The following is a 14,626-nucleotide window of genomic DNA, read 5'->3' as shown; positions in this document are numbered from 1 at the left end:
GATGCAACCTTCGGCTTCCTAGGCTGTGCACCAAGGACGACGACGTCCTGCACACCCGGAGTTCAAGGAGTTGGATGATGACTGTTTACGCCCAGCCTGGCCAGGACGGATCGAAGGTCAGTTTCAAGCCGCGGTACGAGAACTGGATCGGCGGCGAGTGGGTTCCTCCCATCAAGGGCCAGTACTTCGAGAACATCTCCCCGGTGACGGGCAAGCCCTTCTGCGAGGTGGCACGCGGCACGGCGGAGGACATCGAGCTGGCACTCGACGCAGCCCACAAGGCCGCGCCCGCCTGGGGCAAGACGTCCGTCGCGGAGCGGGCCCTCATCCTGAACCGCATCGCGGACCGCATGGAGGAGAACCTCGAGATGCTCGCGGTCGCGGACACCTGGGACAACGGGAAGCCCATCCGTGAGACCCTCGCCGCGGACATCCCCCTCGCGATCGACCACTTCCGGTACTTCGCCAGCGCCATCCGCGCCCAGGAGGGCCACCTGTCCCAGCTGGACGAGGACATGACGGCCTACCACTACCACGAGCCGCTCGGCGTCGTCGGGCAGATCATCCCGTGGAACTTCCCCATCCTGATGGCCACGTGGAAGCTCGCCCCCGCCGTCGCCGCCGGCAACGCCGTCGTGCTGAAGCCGGCCGAGCAGACGCCGTCGTCGATCCTCGTGCTCATGGAGCTGATCAGCGACATCCTGCCGGCGGGCGTCATCAACGTCGTCAACGGCTTCGGCGTCGAAGCGGGGAAGCCGCTGGCCTCCAGCAAGCGCATCCGGAAGATCGCGTTCACCGGCGAGACGACCACGGGCCGGCTGATCAGCCAGTACGCGAGCCAGAACCTCATCCCGGTCACGCTCGAGCTCGGCGGCAAGAGCCCGAACATCTTCTTCTCCGACGTGGCCGAGAGCAACGACTCCTTCTACGACAAGGCCCTCGAGGGCTTCGCGCTGTTCGCACTGAACCAGGGCGAGGTCTGCACCTGCCCCTCACGCGCCCTCGTGCAGGATTCGATCTACGACTCCTTCATGGCGGACGCGATCGCCCGCGTGGAGAAGATGGTACAGGGCAACCCGCTGGACACCGATACGCAGGTGGGAGCCCAGGCATCGAACGACCAACTGGAGAAGATCCTCTCCTACATGGACATCGGCCGGCAGGAGGGCGCCAAGGTCCTCATCGGCGGTGAACGGAACCTGCTCGACGGCGACCTCGCCGAGGGCTACTACGTGAAGCCCACCGTGTTCGAGGGGACCAACAGCATGCGGGTGTTCCAGGAGGAGATCTTCGGCCCGGTCGTCTCGGTGACCCGCTTCAACGACTACGCCGAGGCCCTCGAGATCGCCAACGACACCCTCTACGGGCTCGGCGCCGGAGTCTGGTCGAGGAACGGCAACATCGCCTACCGTGCCGGGCGCGAGATCCAGGCCGGCCGGGTGTGGGTGAACAACTACCACGCCTATCCTGCGGGCGCGGCGTTCGGCGGGTACAAGTCCTCGGGCATCGGCCGCGAGAACCACGCCATGATGCTCGATCACTACCAGCAGACCAAGAACCTGCTGGTCAGCTACTCCGAATCCAAGCTCGGATTCTTCTAGGAGGGACCATGACCGTCGAAGCCTCGGTGACCATCCCGGGGGAGACCTTCTCCCGGGTGGCGCTCACGGACAGCGCCGTCGAACTGCTGGACAAGCTGTGGCTGATCCACGGGCCACTGATGTTCCACCAGTCGGGCGGATGCTGCGATGGCTCGTCACCGATGTGCTATCCGGCGGGCGAGTTCATCACCGCCGAGGCGGACGTGCTGCTCGGTGTCCTCGACATCTCGACCGGTGACGGGGGATCGTCGGCCGGCCCGGACGGGACATCCGGTCCCCGCCTCATCGACTTCTGGATGTCGAGGGAGCAGTTCGAGTACTGGCGCCACACGCACCTGACGGTCGACGTGGTGCCCGGGCGGGGGAGCGGCTTCTCGGTGGAGGCGCCGGAGGGGAAGAGGTTCCTGATCCGCTCACGCCTCATGGGCTAGGAGGCACACCGGAAGGGGCCGGCGCGGAGGTCGCGTCGGCCCCTTCCGTCATGAGCGCTCCGCGAGCCCGCCCGTCGCGGGTCCGGGGTGCGCGGAGTGTCCCGGATGCGCGGGATCCACGGCGAGGACGATGCCGAGGAGGTCGGTCAGCGCGTGGCCGAGCTTCGGGTCCACCAGCTCGTAGCGGGACCGACGGCCTTCGGGGACCGACACCACGAGCCCGCAGCCGCGCAGGCAGGAGAGGTGGTTGGACAGGCTCTGCCGGCTGACGCCGAGCAGATCGGCGAGATCGCTGGGGTAGGCGGGGGCGTCCCGCAGGGCCACCAGGATCCGCACGCGGGTGGGGTCGGACAGCGCGGTACCAACGCGCTGCAGCACCAAGGTGGAGGTCAGCGTCTGCAGCATCAGTGGCTCAGCTCCGTCTCGTGGGGCACGTGGTCCAGGGGCTCGATCTGGAACGTGCAGTGGTCGATGCTCACGGCGAAGTGCCCGGCCACGCACTCCTGGAGCTGGTCGAGGACGGCGTGCGCGGACCCGTCGCGGTAGCAGTCGTCGTCCACGACGATGTGCGCGGTGAGCACGGGCAGCCCGGTGGCAATCTGCGTGATGTGCAGGTCGTGGACGTCCCGTACCTGCGGCAGGCGGGCGATGTGGGCGCGCACCTCCTCGAGGTCGATCCCGGCAGGCGTGGATTCGAGCAGTACGTCGATGGTCTCGCGCAGCAGCTTGAGGGTGCGGGGGATGATCAGGGCGCCGATGAGCAGGGCCACGACGGCGTCCGCCCGCATCCAGCCGGTCAGGGTGATGACGACGGCGGCGACGATCACCGCCACGGACCCCAGCGCGTCGTTCAGCACCTCGAGGAACGCGGCCCTCAGGTTGAAGCTGGCAGCGCGGTGCCGGGCGAGGAGGGCGAGGGCTGCGAGGTTGCCCGCGAGGCCGATCACACCGAAGACGATCATCTCCGGAGCGGCGACGTCCTCCGGGGTGATCAGGCGTCGGACGCCCTCGATCAGCACGTATGCCCCCACCGCGAGCAGGAAGGCCGCCTGCAGCAGGGCGGCGATCACCTCGGCCCGCCGGAATCCCCAGGAACGGCGCGGCGTGGCAGGTCGGACCGAGAGGGTCGCGGCGCCGAGGGCCATCGCCAGGCCGGCGGCGTCGGTCAGGACGTGGACGGAGTCGAAGAGCAGGGCGAGGCTGCCGGTCCACAGTGCACCGGCGACCTGCAGCACGAACACGGTGAGCGTGATGGCCAGAGCGCCTGCGAGCGGACCCCGCCTGCCCGCATCTGCCGTTGTGTGGTGATGTGAACCCATACCCTGATAGTACAGCCGAGCATGAACCTTAGGTGCTGGATGCTGCCGCTGGTACGGTGGCGGTGCCTGACCGGGCAGTTCGTGCTCCACGAGCGCCGTGCGTCAGAGCTGGGAGCCATCATGGCCACGGAGAACGGGCACGACCTGAACGGCTGGATCGCACCACAGGACGACATCGCCCACCGCCTGGGCGACCTCGCGCGGTCCCTGCAGCGGGAGAACTCCGAGGATGCAGTCCTCGAGCGCCTCGTCCGGACCGCGGTGATGCTCGTGCCCGGCGCCGACGAGGCGTCGATCACCCTGGTGACCGGCCGCCGCGGGGTGCAGTCCCGGGCGCCGACCGGAGATCTCGCCCGCACGCTCGACGAGCTCCAGGAGCGGACGGGGGAGGGGCCGTGCATGAGCGCCGTCTACCACGAGGAGATCGTCATCGTGCCGGAGCTGCGCACCGAGCACCGCTGGCCGAGGTTCTCGGCCGGCGCTGCTGCTGCGGGGGCGGGCAGCATGCTCTGCTTCCGTCTCTTCGTCGAGGGCGACAACCTCGGCGCGCTGAACCTCGTGGGACGCTCGGCGCACGCCTTCACCGAGGAGTCCGAGTACGTCGGAGCGCTGGTGGCGTCCCATGCCGCCGTCGCCGTCGCCGATGCGCAGAAACTGCACCAGTTCAAGGACGCCATCGCCACCAGGGACCTGATCGGCCAGGCCAAGGGGATCCTCATGGAGAGGTACGGCCTGACGGCCGGTCAGGCGTTCATCATGCTGGTACAGGTCTCCACGACGTCGAACCTGAAACTCCTGGCGGTCGCCGAGGAGCTGGCCATCACGGGCAACCTCCCGGTACGCACCCGCGGGAAACCCTGAGGCGTGCCGTCCGTCAGGTGATGCCGTGCTGCTGCAGCCACAGTTCCAGGACGCCGAGCTGCCACAGCATGTTGTTGCCGCCGGGGCTGTAGTGGACGTTGGGGCTCTCGAGCAGGTGGTCCACGTAGTCGGCACGGAACAGCCCGCGGTCCTTCGCCTCGGGGGCCCGGAGTGCGTCACGCACCGTCGTGAGCAGCGGCTCGGCGAGGTACTTCACCGGCGGCACGGGGAAGTAGCCCTTCGGCCGGTCGATGACCTCGGCGGGGATGACCTTCCGTGCGAGGTCCTTCAGGATGCCCTTGCCGCCCTGCGTCGCCTTCAGCTCGGGCGGGCACTGCGCCGCCAGGCGCACGAGGTCCTGGTCGAGGAACGGTACGCGTGCCTCGAGGCCCCACGCCATGGTCATGCTGTCCACGCGCTTGACGGGATCGTCCACGAGCAGCAGGTGGGTGTCGAGGCGCAGCACGGCGTCGAGCGCCGTCTCCGCACCGGGCGCGCCGAGGTGCGCCGCCAGCAGGGCCCGGCTCACGTCGGTCGGCACGAGCCACTCGGGCTCGACGACGTCGGCGATCTCCTCGTGCGTCCGGTCGAGGAACGCCCCGGTGAAGGCGTCCAGCGCCGCGTCGCGGGCGACGGTGGCGGCGGGCTGGTGGTAGGCGTAGCCGGCGAACACCTTGTCGGCGCCCTGACCGGACTGCACCACCTTGATGTGCTCCGAGACGGTCTTCGACAGCAGGTAGAACCCGGTGACGTCCTGCGTGCCCATGGGCTCCGTCATCGCGGCGATCGTGTCCTCGATGGCGGGTACCAGTTCGCTGCCGTCGATATGGATCCTGTGGTGCCGGGTGCCGTACTTCTCGGCGATGAGGTCCGAGTAGCGGAACTCGTCGCCCTCCTCCCCGCCCGCACCGTCGAACCCGATGCTGAAGGTATTGAGCCCTTCCTGCCCGAGTTCGGCGAGCAGGGCGACGATCAGGCTGGAATCGACGCCGCCCGAGAGCAGCACCCCCACCGGGACGTCCGAGACGAGGCGCCTGCGGACGGCCGTGGTGAGGGCGTCGTGGAGGGCGTCCTGCCAGTCGCCGGCCGTCCAGTCGGCCTTGGCGGGGTCGCGCACGTAGTCGGGCCTCCAGTACACGCGGTCACGCCGGCTGCCGTCGGCGTCGATGACCCGCACGGTGGCGGGCGGCAGTTTCCGGACGCCCTTCAGGACGGTCCGGGGGGGCGGGCACGATCGAGTGCCAGCTCAGGTAGTGGTGGAGGCCGACGTCGTCGATCGACGTGTCGATCCCGCCTCCGGCCACGAGGGCGGGGAGGGTGGAGGCGAAGCGCACCCTCCCGGGCAGGTCCGCGACGTACAGGGGCTTGATCCCGAGGCGGTCACGCGCCATGACCACGCGCTGCCGGGGCTCGTCCACGATCACGACGGCGAACATGCCGACGAGGTGGTCCACGAAGTCCTCGCCCCAGCGGACGTACGCGCGCAGGATGACCTCGGTGTCGCTCGTCGAGGAGAACACGGCGTCACCGCCCAGTTCGGCCCTGAGCTCGGGGTAGTTGTAGATGCAGCCGTTGAACACGATGCACAGCCCCGAGGCGGAGTCGTGCATCGGCTGGGCACCGGCATCGGTGAGGTCGATGACGGTCAGGCGCCGGTGTCCCAGGGCGACCCAGCCGTTGGTCCAGTTCCCGTGCCCGTCGGGGCCCCGCGACTCCATCGCGGCCGCCATCCGCGCCACGGGCTGCTCGTCGGCGCGAGCACCACGGAAGGCCATCTCACCGGCGATCCCACACATTCGTTACCCTCTCCCTGTACGCGGGCTCCACCGGTCGTGGAGCACCTGCTGAAAACTGGTTCCTCGTCGTCGTCATCGCCGTCGTCAGCCGCGCGGGTGCACGGCGTCCGGTTCGTCGGAGGGTATGTCGTCGATACCGAACGCGGCATTGACGTCCCCGTCATGACGGGAGTCCTCGGGATCCACGCCCACGAGCCGCACGAGGAGGTCGTCGAACACGAGGTACTCGCCGAGCCGGCCCTCGACGATCACCTCGACGTCGTCGCCGGCCGCCCCCGCGATCTCCCCGAGCTTCTCCGTGTCGACCGCGACGAACCCGGTGTCCAGCCCGTGGACCTCCCGCTCGGTCCGGTCCGGATCAGAGTGGCGTGCCATGCGGGTCCGGCCCAGCATCTTCAGCTCGACCTCGCGGGCCCGCAGTGCGAGTTCGTGGATGGAACGCACCACGGACTCGGGGCGCATCTGGTCGATCGTCGAATGGATGAGCATCAGCAGGACCACGAGGGACGCGACCGCCAGGACCAGGGTCAGGGCAGCGCTGTAGAGCGGGGCGGGCTGCTGGTGGGCAAGGCCGAGGACGACGAAGGAGAAGGCCGTCGCCCCGATGAAGAAGCCGAAGTACACCTGGTTCGAGGTCCGGCGCAGGAACTGGTCGAAGACCACCGGCGTCAGGGAGCTCGCCGTCTGCTGCACCGCGAGCAGCAGGACCGAGAAGGTGATCGAGGTGACGGTGAGCAGGCTCGTGGCCACGGCGGACAGGAAGTCCACGGCACCGTCCTCGGAGACCACCGAGCGCACCAGCGTGCGGAACCCGGCATTGTCCGGGGTGAGGCGGTCCAGGAGGGACACGCCGACGGCGACGAGGCAGAAGACCGCAGTCAGCACCAGCGGGAGACGGAGGAATTCCGCGACCCCGCGCTGGAACCGGTTGGCCTCGTGGAGCCCGCCCGAACTGCGCAGGGGATCGGAGCGGGCCCCCGTCGACTTGCGAAGCATGCTTACTGTCTACACCCGTCGGATGGCGGGCGGTCGAGAAGATCGCGGTTGCGAACCGTCCGTCGTGCCGGCCCCGGCTAGCGGTCGACGCCGGACATGTCCTCGTAGCGGTCACCGACGGGCGCGGCCACGGCGTCCAGCTGCGCGAGCTGCTCCGGTGAGAGCGCGAGGCCGTCCGCCGCCACGTTCTCCTCCAGGTAGCGCACCTGCTTCGTGCCGGGGATCGGCGCGATGTCCGTACCCTGTGCGAGCAGCCAGGCGAGCGCGACCTGACCCGGTGTGGCGTCCAGCTGCCGCGCGACGTCGTCCACCTGTTCGACGATCCGGATGTTCGCCTGCAGGTTCTCCCCGGCGAAGCGCGGGTTGTTGCGGCGGAAATCGGAGGCGTCGAGCTGGTCGACCGAGCGGATGGTCCCGGTCAGGAAACCTCGCCCGAGGGGGGAGTAGGGGACGAAGCCGATGCTGAGTTCGCGCACGAGCGGCAGGATCTCGCGCTCCGGGTCCCTGCTCCACAGCGAGTACTCGGTCTGCAGCGCAGTCACCGGATGGACGGCGTGGGCCCTCCGGATCGTCGCGGGCGCGGCCTCGGACAGGCCGATGTGGCGGATCGTGCCGTCCTGCACGAGCTCTGCCAGGGCACCCATGGTGTCCTCGACCGGCACCGACGGGTCCATGCGGTGCTGGTAGTACAGGTCGATGTGGTCCGTGCCCAGCCGCCGCAGCGAGCCCTCGACGGACAGGCGCACGTTCTCCGGGCTTCCGTCGAGCCCCCGTGTGCCGTCGGCGGTGTGGCGGATGGTGCCGAACTTCGTGGCCAGCACGACCTCGTCACGCCTGCCCTTGAAGGCCCGGCCGATCAGTTCCTCGTTCGTGTACGGGCCGTAGATCTCGGCGGTGTCGAAGAAGGTCACGCCGAGGTCGAGGGCCCGGTGCAGGGTGGCGGTCGAGCCGGCGTCGTCCGTGCCGCTGCCGGTATAGAACGCCGACATGGCCATGCAGCCGAGGCCGAGTCCGGAGACATCGAGGCCGGAGCCGGGGGAACCGAGGGTGATGGTCTTCATGGGGCCGCCTTCCAGGAGGGGAGTGCCGGGGGTGTCGTGCCTGGGCCAGAGTACGCCGCGGCGGGGGGTCGTGGGCAGGAGTTCGTGGCGGAAGCTTCGTTGCACAGTGTGCAATATTTCCCCTAGTCTTGGACGGTGCTGGAGATGACCGAGAATGCGGAGCCGGTAGGACGCCGCGAGCAGAACAAGATCGACACCCGACGCGCCATCGCCGACGCCGCCTTCGACCTCGCCCTGTCCGTGGGGCCGGGGTCGTTCACGGTGGACCAGATCGCGGAGCGGGCAGGGGTGTCGCGGCGCACGTTCTTCAACTACTTCCACAGCGCCGAGGACGCCCTCACGGTCCGCACCGACGGATTCCTCGATCTGGCCCTCCAGGTCTTCGGCCGCATGCCGCAGGACGAACCCCTGTTCGACTCCATCGTCCGGGCCTTCACGGAGACCACCCGCATGGAGGGCCTCTCCCAGCACGGTGCCCTCTTCCGCATGGCCAGCACCAACCCGGACCTCCTGCGGGCGCAGCTGCACGCGTGGGAGCGCGCCGAGGCGCGGATCGTCGAGGGGCTGCGCCGGCGCCTCGGCTCCGACGCGTCCGAGCTCTACCTCACAGCTCTCGTGGGCAGCGTGCTGTCCTGCACCAAGGCCGCCATGCGCGATTGGGCCGCCAACACGCCCGGATCCGCCGCCGACTCCGGGCTGCAGCTCGAAGGGCGCATCCTCTCGGCGCTGACCATGCTGCGCGACGGTTTCTCCGACCCCGCACCCGACGCCGATCCCCTCCCCGGCGCCTGACCCTTCCCGCCCCTCGTCCGTCTCCTTCCCGCTAGGACTTCCCCCATGGCCTTTCTGCTCTACCGACTCGGTTCGCTCGCCTTCCGACGGCGGTGGTGGGTCGTCTCCGCGTGGCTTGCGATCATGCTCGCCGTCGGTGGCGCCGCCGTCGCCTTCTCCGGCACCCTGACGAACAACTTCACCATCCCCGGCACGGAGTCGCAGCGCATCTCGGACCGGCTGCGCGAGGAACTGCCCGAGGCCGTGGGCGGCACGGGCACCGTGGTGTTCACCACCGACGACGGCGCGGCCTTCTCGGCCGGCCAGCGCGACGGCGTGACCTCGGCGCTCGCAGCGATCGCGGAGCTCGACGGCGTGCGGGGCGTCGTCGATCCGTTCGACGTGGCGGACCAGGTGGCGTCCGGCGCCGCCGAGCTCGAGGCGGGGCGCGCCGAACTGGAGGCGAGCGAGCAGCAGCTGACGGCCGGCGAGCAGCAGCTCGAGCAGGGCCAGGCCCAGCTCGACGCGCAGCGTGCCCAGTTCGACCAGGCCCGCGCGCAGCTCCCACCCGCGCAGGCCGCGGCCACGGAGCAGCAGCTCCAGCAGGGCCAGGCCCAGCTCGACGCCAGCCGCACCGAGCTCGAGGCGGGGCGCGAGCAGCTCGAGTCCGGACGCACCGAACTCGAGCTCGCCCAGCGGCAGCTGGACGCCAGCTCCGGCGTGCGCCTGCTGTCCGAGGACGGCACCACCGCCGTGGCCAGCGTCCAGTTCGACCAGCAGATCAACGCCGTCTCGCCCGAACTGCGCGAGGCCGTGCAGGAGGAGGCCGACGGTGCCTCGTCCGCCGGCGTCACGGTGGACTACAGCAAGGAGATCGTCGAGGACGTCTCAGGGATCGTGGGCGCCACGGAGGCCATCGGTCTGGCCGTCGCCGCCGTCGTGCTCATCCTGATGCTCGGCACCCTCATCGCCGCCGGGCTGCCGCTCCTCATGGCCATCGTCGGCGTCGGCGTGGGCGTCGGGATCACCTTCGCCCTGTCGGGCCTGATCGAGATGAACAGCATCTCGCCGGTGCTCGCCCTCATGCTCGGCCTCGCCGTCGGCATCGACTACTCGCTGTTCATCGTGAACCGGCACCGCACCCAGCTGCTGCGCGGCATGGAGATGCAGGAGTCGATCGCCCGGGCCACCGGCACCGCCGGCAACGCCGTCCTCTTCGCCGGCATCACCGTGATCGTGGCGCTCGCCGCGCTCGCGGTACCCGGACTGCCGTTCCTCACCGTCATGGGTCTGTCCGCTGCAGGCACCGTCGCGGTGTCCGTCCTCGTGGCACTCACCCTCACGCCGGCCCTGCTCGCCCTGATGGGGCGCCGGGTCGTCTCGAAGCGGCGCTGGGCGAAGGCCCACGGGCACAAGCACTCCGCTGCCGCACCCCTGGACACGGAGGCCGGGGCATCCCTGGCCGACCAGCGTGCGGCGAAGGGCGCCGGCTGGGGTGGGTTCGCCACCCGCAAGCCGGTCCTCACGGTCCTCGCGGGCGTGCTCCTGCTGGGTGTCATCGCCGTCCCGGCGGCGCAACTGCGTGTGGGGCTGCCCGACGGCGGTACCGAACCGGCCGACTCGACGGCGTTCCAGGCCTACAGCACCATCGGGGACAAGTTCGGCGCAGGGACCAACGGTCCGCTGATCGTCGTCGGATCGCTGCCGGAGACGGCCGACGAGGCCGAACTCACGGCCCTGCGGCTCGACGTGAACGATCTGCTGAGCGAGGTGCCCGATGTCGCGGCCTCCGTCCCCGCGACCGTGAGCGAGGACGGCCGCACGGCGATCTTCCAGGTCATCCCCGAGGAGGGCCCGGCCAGCGAGACCACCGAGAACCTCGTCCGGGATCTCCGTGCGGCCACCGACGACGTGGAGGAGCAGACCGGCGTACCCATCGCCGTGACGGGCCAGACCGCGGCGAACATCGACGTCTCCGCCAAGCTCATGGAGGCGCTGCCGCTCTACCTCGGCATCGTCGTGGGGCTGTCACTGATCCTGCTGCTGCTCGTGTTCCGCTCGATCCTCGTCCCCATCATCGCCACGGCCGGGTTCCTGCTCTCGCTGCTGGCCAGCTTCGGCGCGACGGTGGCCATCTACCAGTGGGGCTGGCTGGGCGACGTCTTCGGGGTCACGAACCCGGGCCCCATCCTGAGCTTCCTGCCGATCATCCTGATCGGTGTGCTGTTCGGCCTCGCGATGGACTACCAGATGTTCCTGGTCTCGGGCATGCGCGAGGCCTACGTCCACGGCGATGATCCGAAGGCCGCGGTGCGCATCGGGTTCAGCCACGGCGCGCGCGTGGTCACGGCGGCGGCGATCATCATGGTCTCGGTGTTCGCGGGCTTCGTGTTCTCCCACCTGGCCATGGTGCGCCCCATCGGGTTCGGGCTCGCGTTCGGCGTGCTGCTGGATGCCTTCGTGGTGCGCATGACCCTCGTACCGGCGGCCATGTACCTGCTCGGCCGGCACGCCTGGTGGCTGCCCGCCTGGCTGGGGCGGATCCTGCCCGACGTGGACGTCGAGGGCGCGAAGCTCCAGCGTCAGCAGCCGGGGATCCCGGCTGCTGACGACCGCGACGAGGACGAGAAGGAATCGGTCGGCGTGCGGGTCTAGGCGTGGTCCTCACCCGTGGCGGCTCCCGGCGGGGGCAGGGCCGGGCGCGACGCGCGCTGCCCGGCGCCCGGTCTCAGCGCAGCAGGTGCGCGCAGCTGAAGTGGTGGTTCTCCCGGGCGCCCTGCGCCCGGGAGAGCGGTACGAAGGAGCACCGGAAGAGCAGGCCCGTGTCCGAGCCAAATCCGCCGGACCCGGGACCCGCGCCTCCCGTCACCCTGTGGTCCCAGGACGACCGCTGCTCGTCGGTCTCCGCAGCGAAGAAGACCGTCAGGGTGCCGGGGCCGGCGTCGACCGCTGTGAGGTGCGCGACGCCGACCTCCACCAGCGGACCGGTGAGGACGAGCCCGGTCTCCTCGAGGACCTCCCGCCGGGCGGCGTCGTCGAGCGCCTCACCCTCGTCGACACCACCGCCGGGAACCTGTGTCCCGGCGTCGGGGTGGTGGACGTGGTCGAGGACCAGGAGCTCGCGCCCGGCGCCCCGCCCCCGGAGCACGTAGGTCGCCGCACGGACCCGCGGCCGGGCCGGAGAACCGAAAGGGGCTCCGTCAGGTGCTGCGCCGGTCGCTCGGTCCGGGGCCTTCTCGTCCATCGCTCCACGGTAGCCCCGGCAACCCGCCCGCGGCGGGTATCGGCCGGCGCCGCCGTGGGCACGGTCACGTGCCGAGGTAGCGCCCGGGCCGGTGGTTGAGGGCCAGCACGAGGTTCAGCAGCACGACCCCGACGGCGGACAGCAGGACGCTCGCCGGTGCGACGACGGTGAGGGCCGCGAGGACGACGGCCGTGTCGAGCACCATCTGCACGTAGCCGGCACGCCAGTTCAGGCGCTCCTGCAGGAGGAGGGCCAGGATGTTGAAACCGCCGAGGCTCGCCTTGTGCCGGAACAGGATCAGGAGCCCGACGCCGGCCAGCAGGTTCCCTCCGAGCACCGCATACAGGGGATCCACCGTCAGGGACCCGAGAGCGATGGGGTGCAGGGCGGACAGTCCCGAGACCAGTGCCACGGCGGTGACGGTCCGCAGCGTGAAGTCCCAGCCCTTCTTCCAGACGGCGAGGGCGAAGAACGGCACGTTCACGGCGAAGAACAGGACGCCGAAGGACAGCCCGCCCGCGTAGCTCAGCAGCAGGGCGAGGCCCGCTGTCCCGCCCGTGACGGCGCCGCTGGTCTTCAGCAGGAACAGGCCGAGCGACACCGTGAAGGTGCCCGTCACGATCCCCAGCACGTCCTCCAGTGCGGAGTGCCGGACGACGCCGTCCTCCTCGTCGAGCTCGGGGCCGGGCGCTGTGGTGTCCATGGCGGCAAGCTACCACCGGCGGACCCGGGCCGATGGCACGATGCCCGTGGATGTGGGGCAACGCACAGGACACCGGCGCGATGGCGGCCCGGAAGTCACAGTGTTGCGGCTGCCGGCCGGTGGTGGGGGAGCGCCCGGGGACGGGGCATGATCCACCCGCCGGAGGCCGTCACCCCGGCCCGCCTCGAGGCCGAGGAGCCCGCCGGCGTCGCCTTCGACGTCATGGTGGACGACGGATGCATCACGCGTCCACAGGTGCCGTGGACCGCGGGGCCGGCGCCGGCACGGAGGAGAGCCAGGCACGGGCATCGGCGGTCTCGAGGAAGTAGCGGGTCCGGCTGCGGGACTGCGCGATGAAGGCCGCCAGGACCCGGTCCACGGGGTCGCGGCCGGTGAGCCCGATCGGCCCGAGGTGGCGATAGGCGATGAGCATCTGCCGCGCGTGTGGGGTGATGTGCCGGATCACGTTGAGATGCACGAGCATCGGCGCCCGATGCCAGTCCGGGAAGTGCGTGATGGTGTTCGCGAGCACGTCGAGGACCGCGGGGTCCACCCCGATGCCGGGGCGCCAGATGACCTCCAGGATGCCGTCGTCGTGGCGGATGGTGAAGTCGCGGCGGATCATCACGCCGTCGCTCTCGGTGGAACCGTGCATGGTGGCCTCTCGTCGTCGGCGCCTGCCCGGCCGCTCCCAGTGCAGTCTCCCACCGCGGGGACGTTCGTCCTACCCGACCCTCGCGGCATGCCCTGCGATCCGCCACGCCTCGACCTCGGCGAGCAGCTCCGCCCGCCGGTGGTCGCCGAGGAAGGCGGACCGGATCGAGTTCGCGCCGAGCATCGCCTGCTCGTCGATCCCGAGACCGAAGGCGCCGACCACTGCCGCTAGATTGTCGTCGATGTAGCCGCCGAAGTAGGCGGGATCGTCGGAATTGACGGAGACGTTCAGGCCCCGGGCGAGCATCTCCGGCAGCGGGTGGTCTTCGATGGCAGGGACGGCACGCAGCCGGACGTTCGAGAGCGGGCACACCGTCAGCGGTACGCGGTCGGCGACGAGCCGCTCCACGAGCGCCTCGTCCTCGAGGCACCGGATGCCGTGGTCGAGCCGGTCCACCCGCAGCACGTCCAGGGCCTCCCACACGTACGCGGGAGGGCCCTCCTCACCGGCATGAGCGACGCACCGGAGACCGGCGGCCCGGGCGACGTCGTACACCTCCGCGAAGAGCGACGGCGGGTACCCCGCCTCGGCGGAGTCCAGGCCGATGCCGACGATCGGGGCGTCCATGGCGAGCAGGTCGTGCAGGACGGCCATCGCCTCGGAGGCTGGGCGGTCGCGCAGGAAGGCGATGATGAGGGACGTGCTGATGCCGATTTCGGCGTCGCTCGTCGCGAGGGCGGTCGCGACCCCGCCGACGCACGTCTCGAGGGGGATCCCGCGTGCCAGGTGCGCCTGCGGATCCATCATGATCTCGGCGTGCCGCACCCCCGCGGTGGCTGCACGCCGGAGGTACGCCAGGGTCATGTCCGTGAAGTCCTGCTCCGTCCGCAGCACGTCCATGGTGGCGTAGTACACGTCGAGGAAGGACTGCAGGTCCGTGAACGCGTACCGGGCCGCGAGGTCCTCCGCGTCCGCGAAGGGGAGGGTGATCCCGTTGCGGTCGGCGAGTGCGAGGACCAGGTCCGGCTCGAGCGTCCCCTCGATGTGCAGGTGCAGTTCGGCGCAGGGCAGTGGCGGCATCGTCCCAGCCTAGGAGACGGCGCCGAGGATCCTCCGCGTGCCGTCCCCGGGGTCCCAAGTTTTTCCCAAGGACGTTTCCCGAAGGTTGAGCCAGCCGGCGCACAGTGG

15 protein-coding genes are annotated in these 14,626 nt (G+C 70.1%); 5 read left to right on the top strand and 10 right to left on the bottom strand.

Annotation, left to right across the window (positions count from 1 at the left end; translation table 11 throughout):
- Nucleotides 1-77: 77 nt before the first annotated feature.
- A complete protein-coding gene (gene exaC / locus V6S67_RS13965) occupies nucleotides 78-1,601 on the top strand; it encodes an acetaldehyde dehydrogenase ExaC (RefSeq protein WP_334211605.1) in 1,524 nt (507 codons plus the stop codon).
- 8 nt (nucleotides 1,602-1,609) lie between these two features.
- Nucleotides 1,610-2,032, top strand: a complete 423-nt coding sequence (locus V6S67_RS13960; RefSeq protein ID WP_334210796.1) for a DUF779 domain-containing protein — start codon at nucleotides 1,610-1,612, stop codon at nucleotides 2,030-2,032.
- 48 nt (nucleotides 2,033-2,080) lie between these two features.
- Here the strand turns inward: V6S67_RS13960 and V6S67_RS13955 are convergent, their stop codons facing one another.
- A complete protein-coding gene (locus V6S67_RS13955; RefSeq protein ID WP_334210795.1) occupies nucleotides 2,081-2,437 on the bottom strand; it encodes an ArsR/SmtB family transcription factor in 357 nt (118 codons plus the stop codon).
- Complete coding sequence (locus V6S67_RS13950) at nucleotides 2,437-3,351, bottom strand: cation diffusion facilitator family transporter (protein WP_334210794.1); 915 nt, start codon at nucleotides 3,349-3,351, stop codon at nucleotides 2,437-2,439. The genes V6S67_RS13955 and V6S67_RS13950 overlap by 1 nt, the downstream gene beginning before the upstream one ends.
- Before the next feature lie 39 nt (nucleotides 3,352-3,390).
- On the opposite strand from V6S67_RS13950, the gene V6S67_RS13945 reads away from it, so the two are divergent.
- Nucleotides 3,391-4,212 (top strand): GAF and ANTAR domain-containing protein, encoded by an 822-nt coding sequence (locus V6S67_RS13945; protein WP_334210793.1) that lies wholly within the window; start codon nucleotides 3,391-3,393, stop codon nucleotides 4,210-4,212.
- 13 nt (nucleotides 4,213-4,225) lie between these two features.
- Here V6S67_RS13945 and V6S67_RS13940 read toward each other — a convergent pair whose 3' ends face one another.
- From V6S67_RS13940 to V6S67_RS13925, 4 genes are all read right to left on the bottom strand, one after another.
- Entirely contained in the window at nucleotides 4,226-5,389 is a 1,164-nt protein-coding gene (locus V6S67_RS13940; RefSeq protein WP_334210792.1) for an asparagine synthase-related protein, read from the bottom strand.
- Nucleotides 5,355-6,008 (bottom strand): hypothetical protein, encoded by a 654-nt coding sequence (locus tag V6S67_RS13935; RefSeq protein ID WP_334210791.1) that lies wholly within the window; start codon nucleotides 6,006-6,008, stop codon nucleotides 5,355-5,357. The genes V6S67_RS13940 and V6S67_RS13935 overlap by 35 nt, the downstream gene beginning before the upstream one ends.
- Nucleotides 6,009-6,092: 84 nt before the next feature.
- On the bottom strand, nucleotides 6,093-7,004 hold the full coding sequence (locus tag V6S67_RS13930) for a DUF2254 family protein (protein ID WP_334210790.1): 912 nt from the start codon (nucleotides 7,002-7,004) through the stop codon (nucleotides 6,093-6,095).
- 77 nt (nucleotides 7,005-7,081) lie between these two features.
- The gene (locus V6S67_RS13925; RefSeq protein ID WP_334210789.1) at nucleotides 7,082-8,065 is read right to left on the bottom strand and encodes an aldo/keto reductase; all 984 of its coding nucleotides are present in this window, start codon (nucleotides 8,063-8,065) and stop codon (nucleotides 7,082-7,084) included.
- A gap of 144 nt (nucleotides 8,066-8,209) precedes the next feature.
- Here V6S67_RS13925 and V6S67_RS13920 point away from each other — a divergent pair, with 144 nt between their 5' ends.
- The gene (locus V6S67_RS13920) at nucleotides 8,210-8,857 is read left to right on the top strand and encodes a TetR/AcrR family transcriptional regulator (RefSeq protein ID WP_334210788.1); all 648 of its coding nucleotides are present in this window, start codon (nucleotides 8,210-8,212) and stop codon (nucleotides 8,855-8,857) included.
- 45 nt (nucleotides 8,858-8,902) lie between these two features.
- A complete protein-coding gene (locus V6S67_RS13915; RefSeq protein ID WP_334210787.1) occupies nucleotides 8,903-11,491 on the top strand; it encodes an MMPL family transporter in 2,589 nt (862 codons plus the stop codon).
- A gap of 73 nt (nucleotides 11,492-11,564) precedes the next feature.
- On the opposite strand, the gene V6S67_RS13910 is transcribed toward V6S67_RS13915, so the two are convergent.
- The 4 genes from V6S67_RS13910 to V6S67_RS13895 form a co-directional block, all read right to left on the bottom strand.
- Nucleotides 11,565-12,080 carry an NUDIX domain-containing protein gene (locus V6S67_RS13910; RefSeq protein ID WP_334210786.1) on the bottom strand — a complete coding sequence of 172 codons (516 nt, stop codon included), beginning with the start codon at nucleotides 12,078-12,080 and terminating at the stop codon, nucleotides 11,565-11,567.
- Between the two features lie 64 nt (nucleotides 12,081-12,144).
- A complete protein-coding gene (locus tag V6S67_RS13905) occupies nucleotides 12,145-12,783 on the bottom strand; it encodes a YitT family protein (RefSeq protein ID WP_334210785.1) in 639 nt (212 codons plus the stop codon).
- A gap of 241 nt (nucleotides 12,784-13,024) precedes the next feature.
- Nucleotides 13,025-13,438 carry a hypothetical protein gene (locus tag V6S67_RS13900; protein ID WP_334210784.1) on the bottom strand — a complete coding sequence of 138 codons (414 nt, stop codon included), beginning with the start codon at nucleotides 13,436-13,438 and terminating at the stop codon, nucleotides 13,025-13,027.
- A gap of 69 nt (nucleotides 13,439-13,507) precedes the next feature.
- Nucleotides 13,508-14,518 carry an adenosine deaminase gene (locus V6S67_RS13895; RefSeq protein WP_334210783.1) on the bottom strand — a complete coding sequence of 337 codons (1,011 nt, stop codon included), beginning with the start codon at nucleotides 14,516-14,518 and terminating at the stop codon, nucleotides 13,508-13,510.
- Between the last annotated feature and the right edge of the window lie 108 nt (nucleotides 14,519-14,626).

It is taken from the genome of Arthrobacter sp. Soc17.1.1.1, assembly GCF_036867195.1.
Lineage (GTDB): Bacteria > Actinomycetota > Actinomycetes > Actinomycetales > Micrococcaceae > Arthrobacter_D.
This window is presented reverse-complemented; position numbering and strand designations above follow the sequence as displayed.

What these genes read in the sequence shown, in the direction of transcription:
- V6S67_RS13905 (WP_334210785.1), bottom strand. Translation starts at nt 12,783, where the DNA reads ATGGACACCACAGCGCCCGGCCCCGAGCTCGACGAGGAGGACGGCGTC.
- V6S67_RS13910 (WP_334210786.1), bottom strand. Translation starts at nt 12,080, where the DNA reads ATGGACGAGAAGGCCCCGGACCGAGCGACCGGCGCAGCACCTGACGGA.
- V6S67_RS13920 (WP_334210788.1), top strand. Translation starts at nt 8,210, where the DNA reads ATGACCGAGAATGCGGAGCCGGTAGGACGCCGCGAGCAGAACAAGATC.
- V6S67_RS13955 (WP_334210795.1), bottom strand. Translation starts at nt 2,437, where the DNA reads ATGCTGCAGACGCTGACCTCCACCTTGGTGCTGCAGCGCGTTGGTACC.
- V6S67_RS13945 (WP_334210793.1), top strand. Translation starts at nt 3,391, where the DNA reads ATGCTGCCGCTGGTACGGTGGCGGTGCCTGACCGGGCAGTTCGTGCTC.
- V6S67_RS13935 (WP_334210791.1), bottom strand. Translation starts at nt 6,008, where the DNA reads ATGTGTGGGATCGCCGGTGAGATGGCCTTCCGTGGTGCTCGCGCCGAC.
- V6S67_RS13915 (WP_334210787.1), top strand. Translation starts at nt 8,903, where the DNA reads ATGGCCTTTCTGCTCTACCGACTCGGTTCGCTCGCCTTCCGACGGCGG.
- V6S67_RS13930 (WP_334210790.1), bottom strand. Translation starts at nt 7,004, where the DNA reads ATGCTTCGCAAGTCGACGGGGGCCCGCTCCGATCCCCTGCGCAGTTCG.
- V6S67_RS13960 (WP_334210796.1), top strand. Translation starts at nt 1,610, where the DNA reads ATGACCGTCGAAGCCTCGGTGACCATCCCGGGGGAGACCTTCTCCCGG.
- V6S67_RS13925 (WP_334210789.1), bottom strand. Translation starts at nt 8,065, where the DNA reads ATGAAGACCATCACCCTCGGTTCCCCCGGCTCCGGCCTCGATGTCTCC.
- V6S67_RS13950 (WP_334210794.1), bottom strand. Translation starts at nt 3,351, where the DNA reads ATGGGTTCACATCACCACACAACGGCAGATGCGGGCAGGCGGGGTCCG.
- V6S67_RS13895 (WP_334210783.1), bottom strand. Translation starts at nt 14,518, where the DNA reads ATGCCGCCACTGCCCTGCGCCGAACTGCACCTGCACATCGAGGGGACG.
- V6S67_RS13900 (WP_334210784.1), bottom strand. Translation starts at nt 13,438, where the DNA reads ATGCACGGTTCCACCGAGAGCGACGGCGTGATGATCCGCCGCGACTTC.
- exaC (WP_334211605.1), top strand. Translation starts at nt 78, where the DNA reads ATGACTGTTTACGCCCAGCCTGGCCAGGACGGATCGAAGGTCAGTTTC.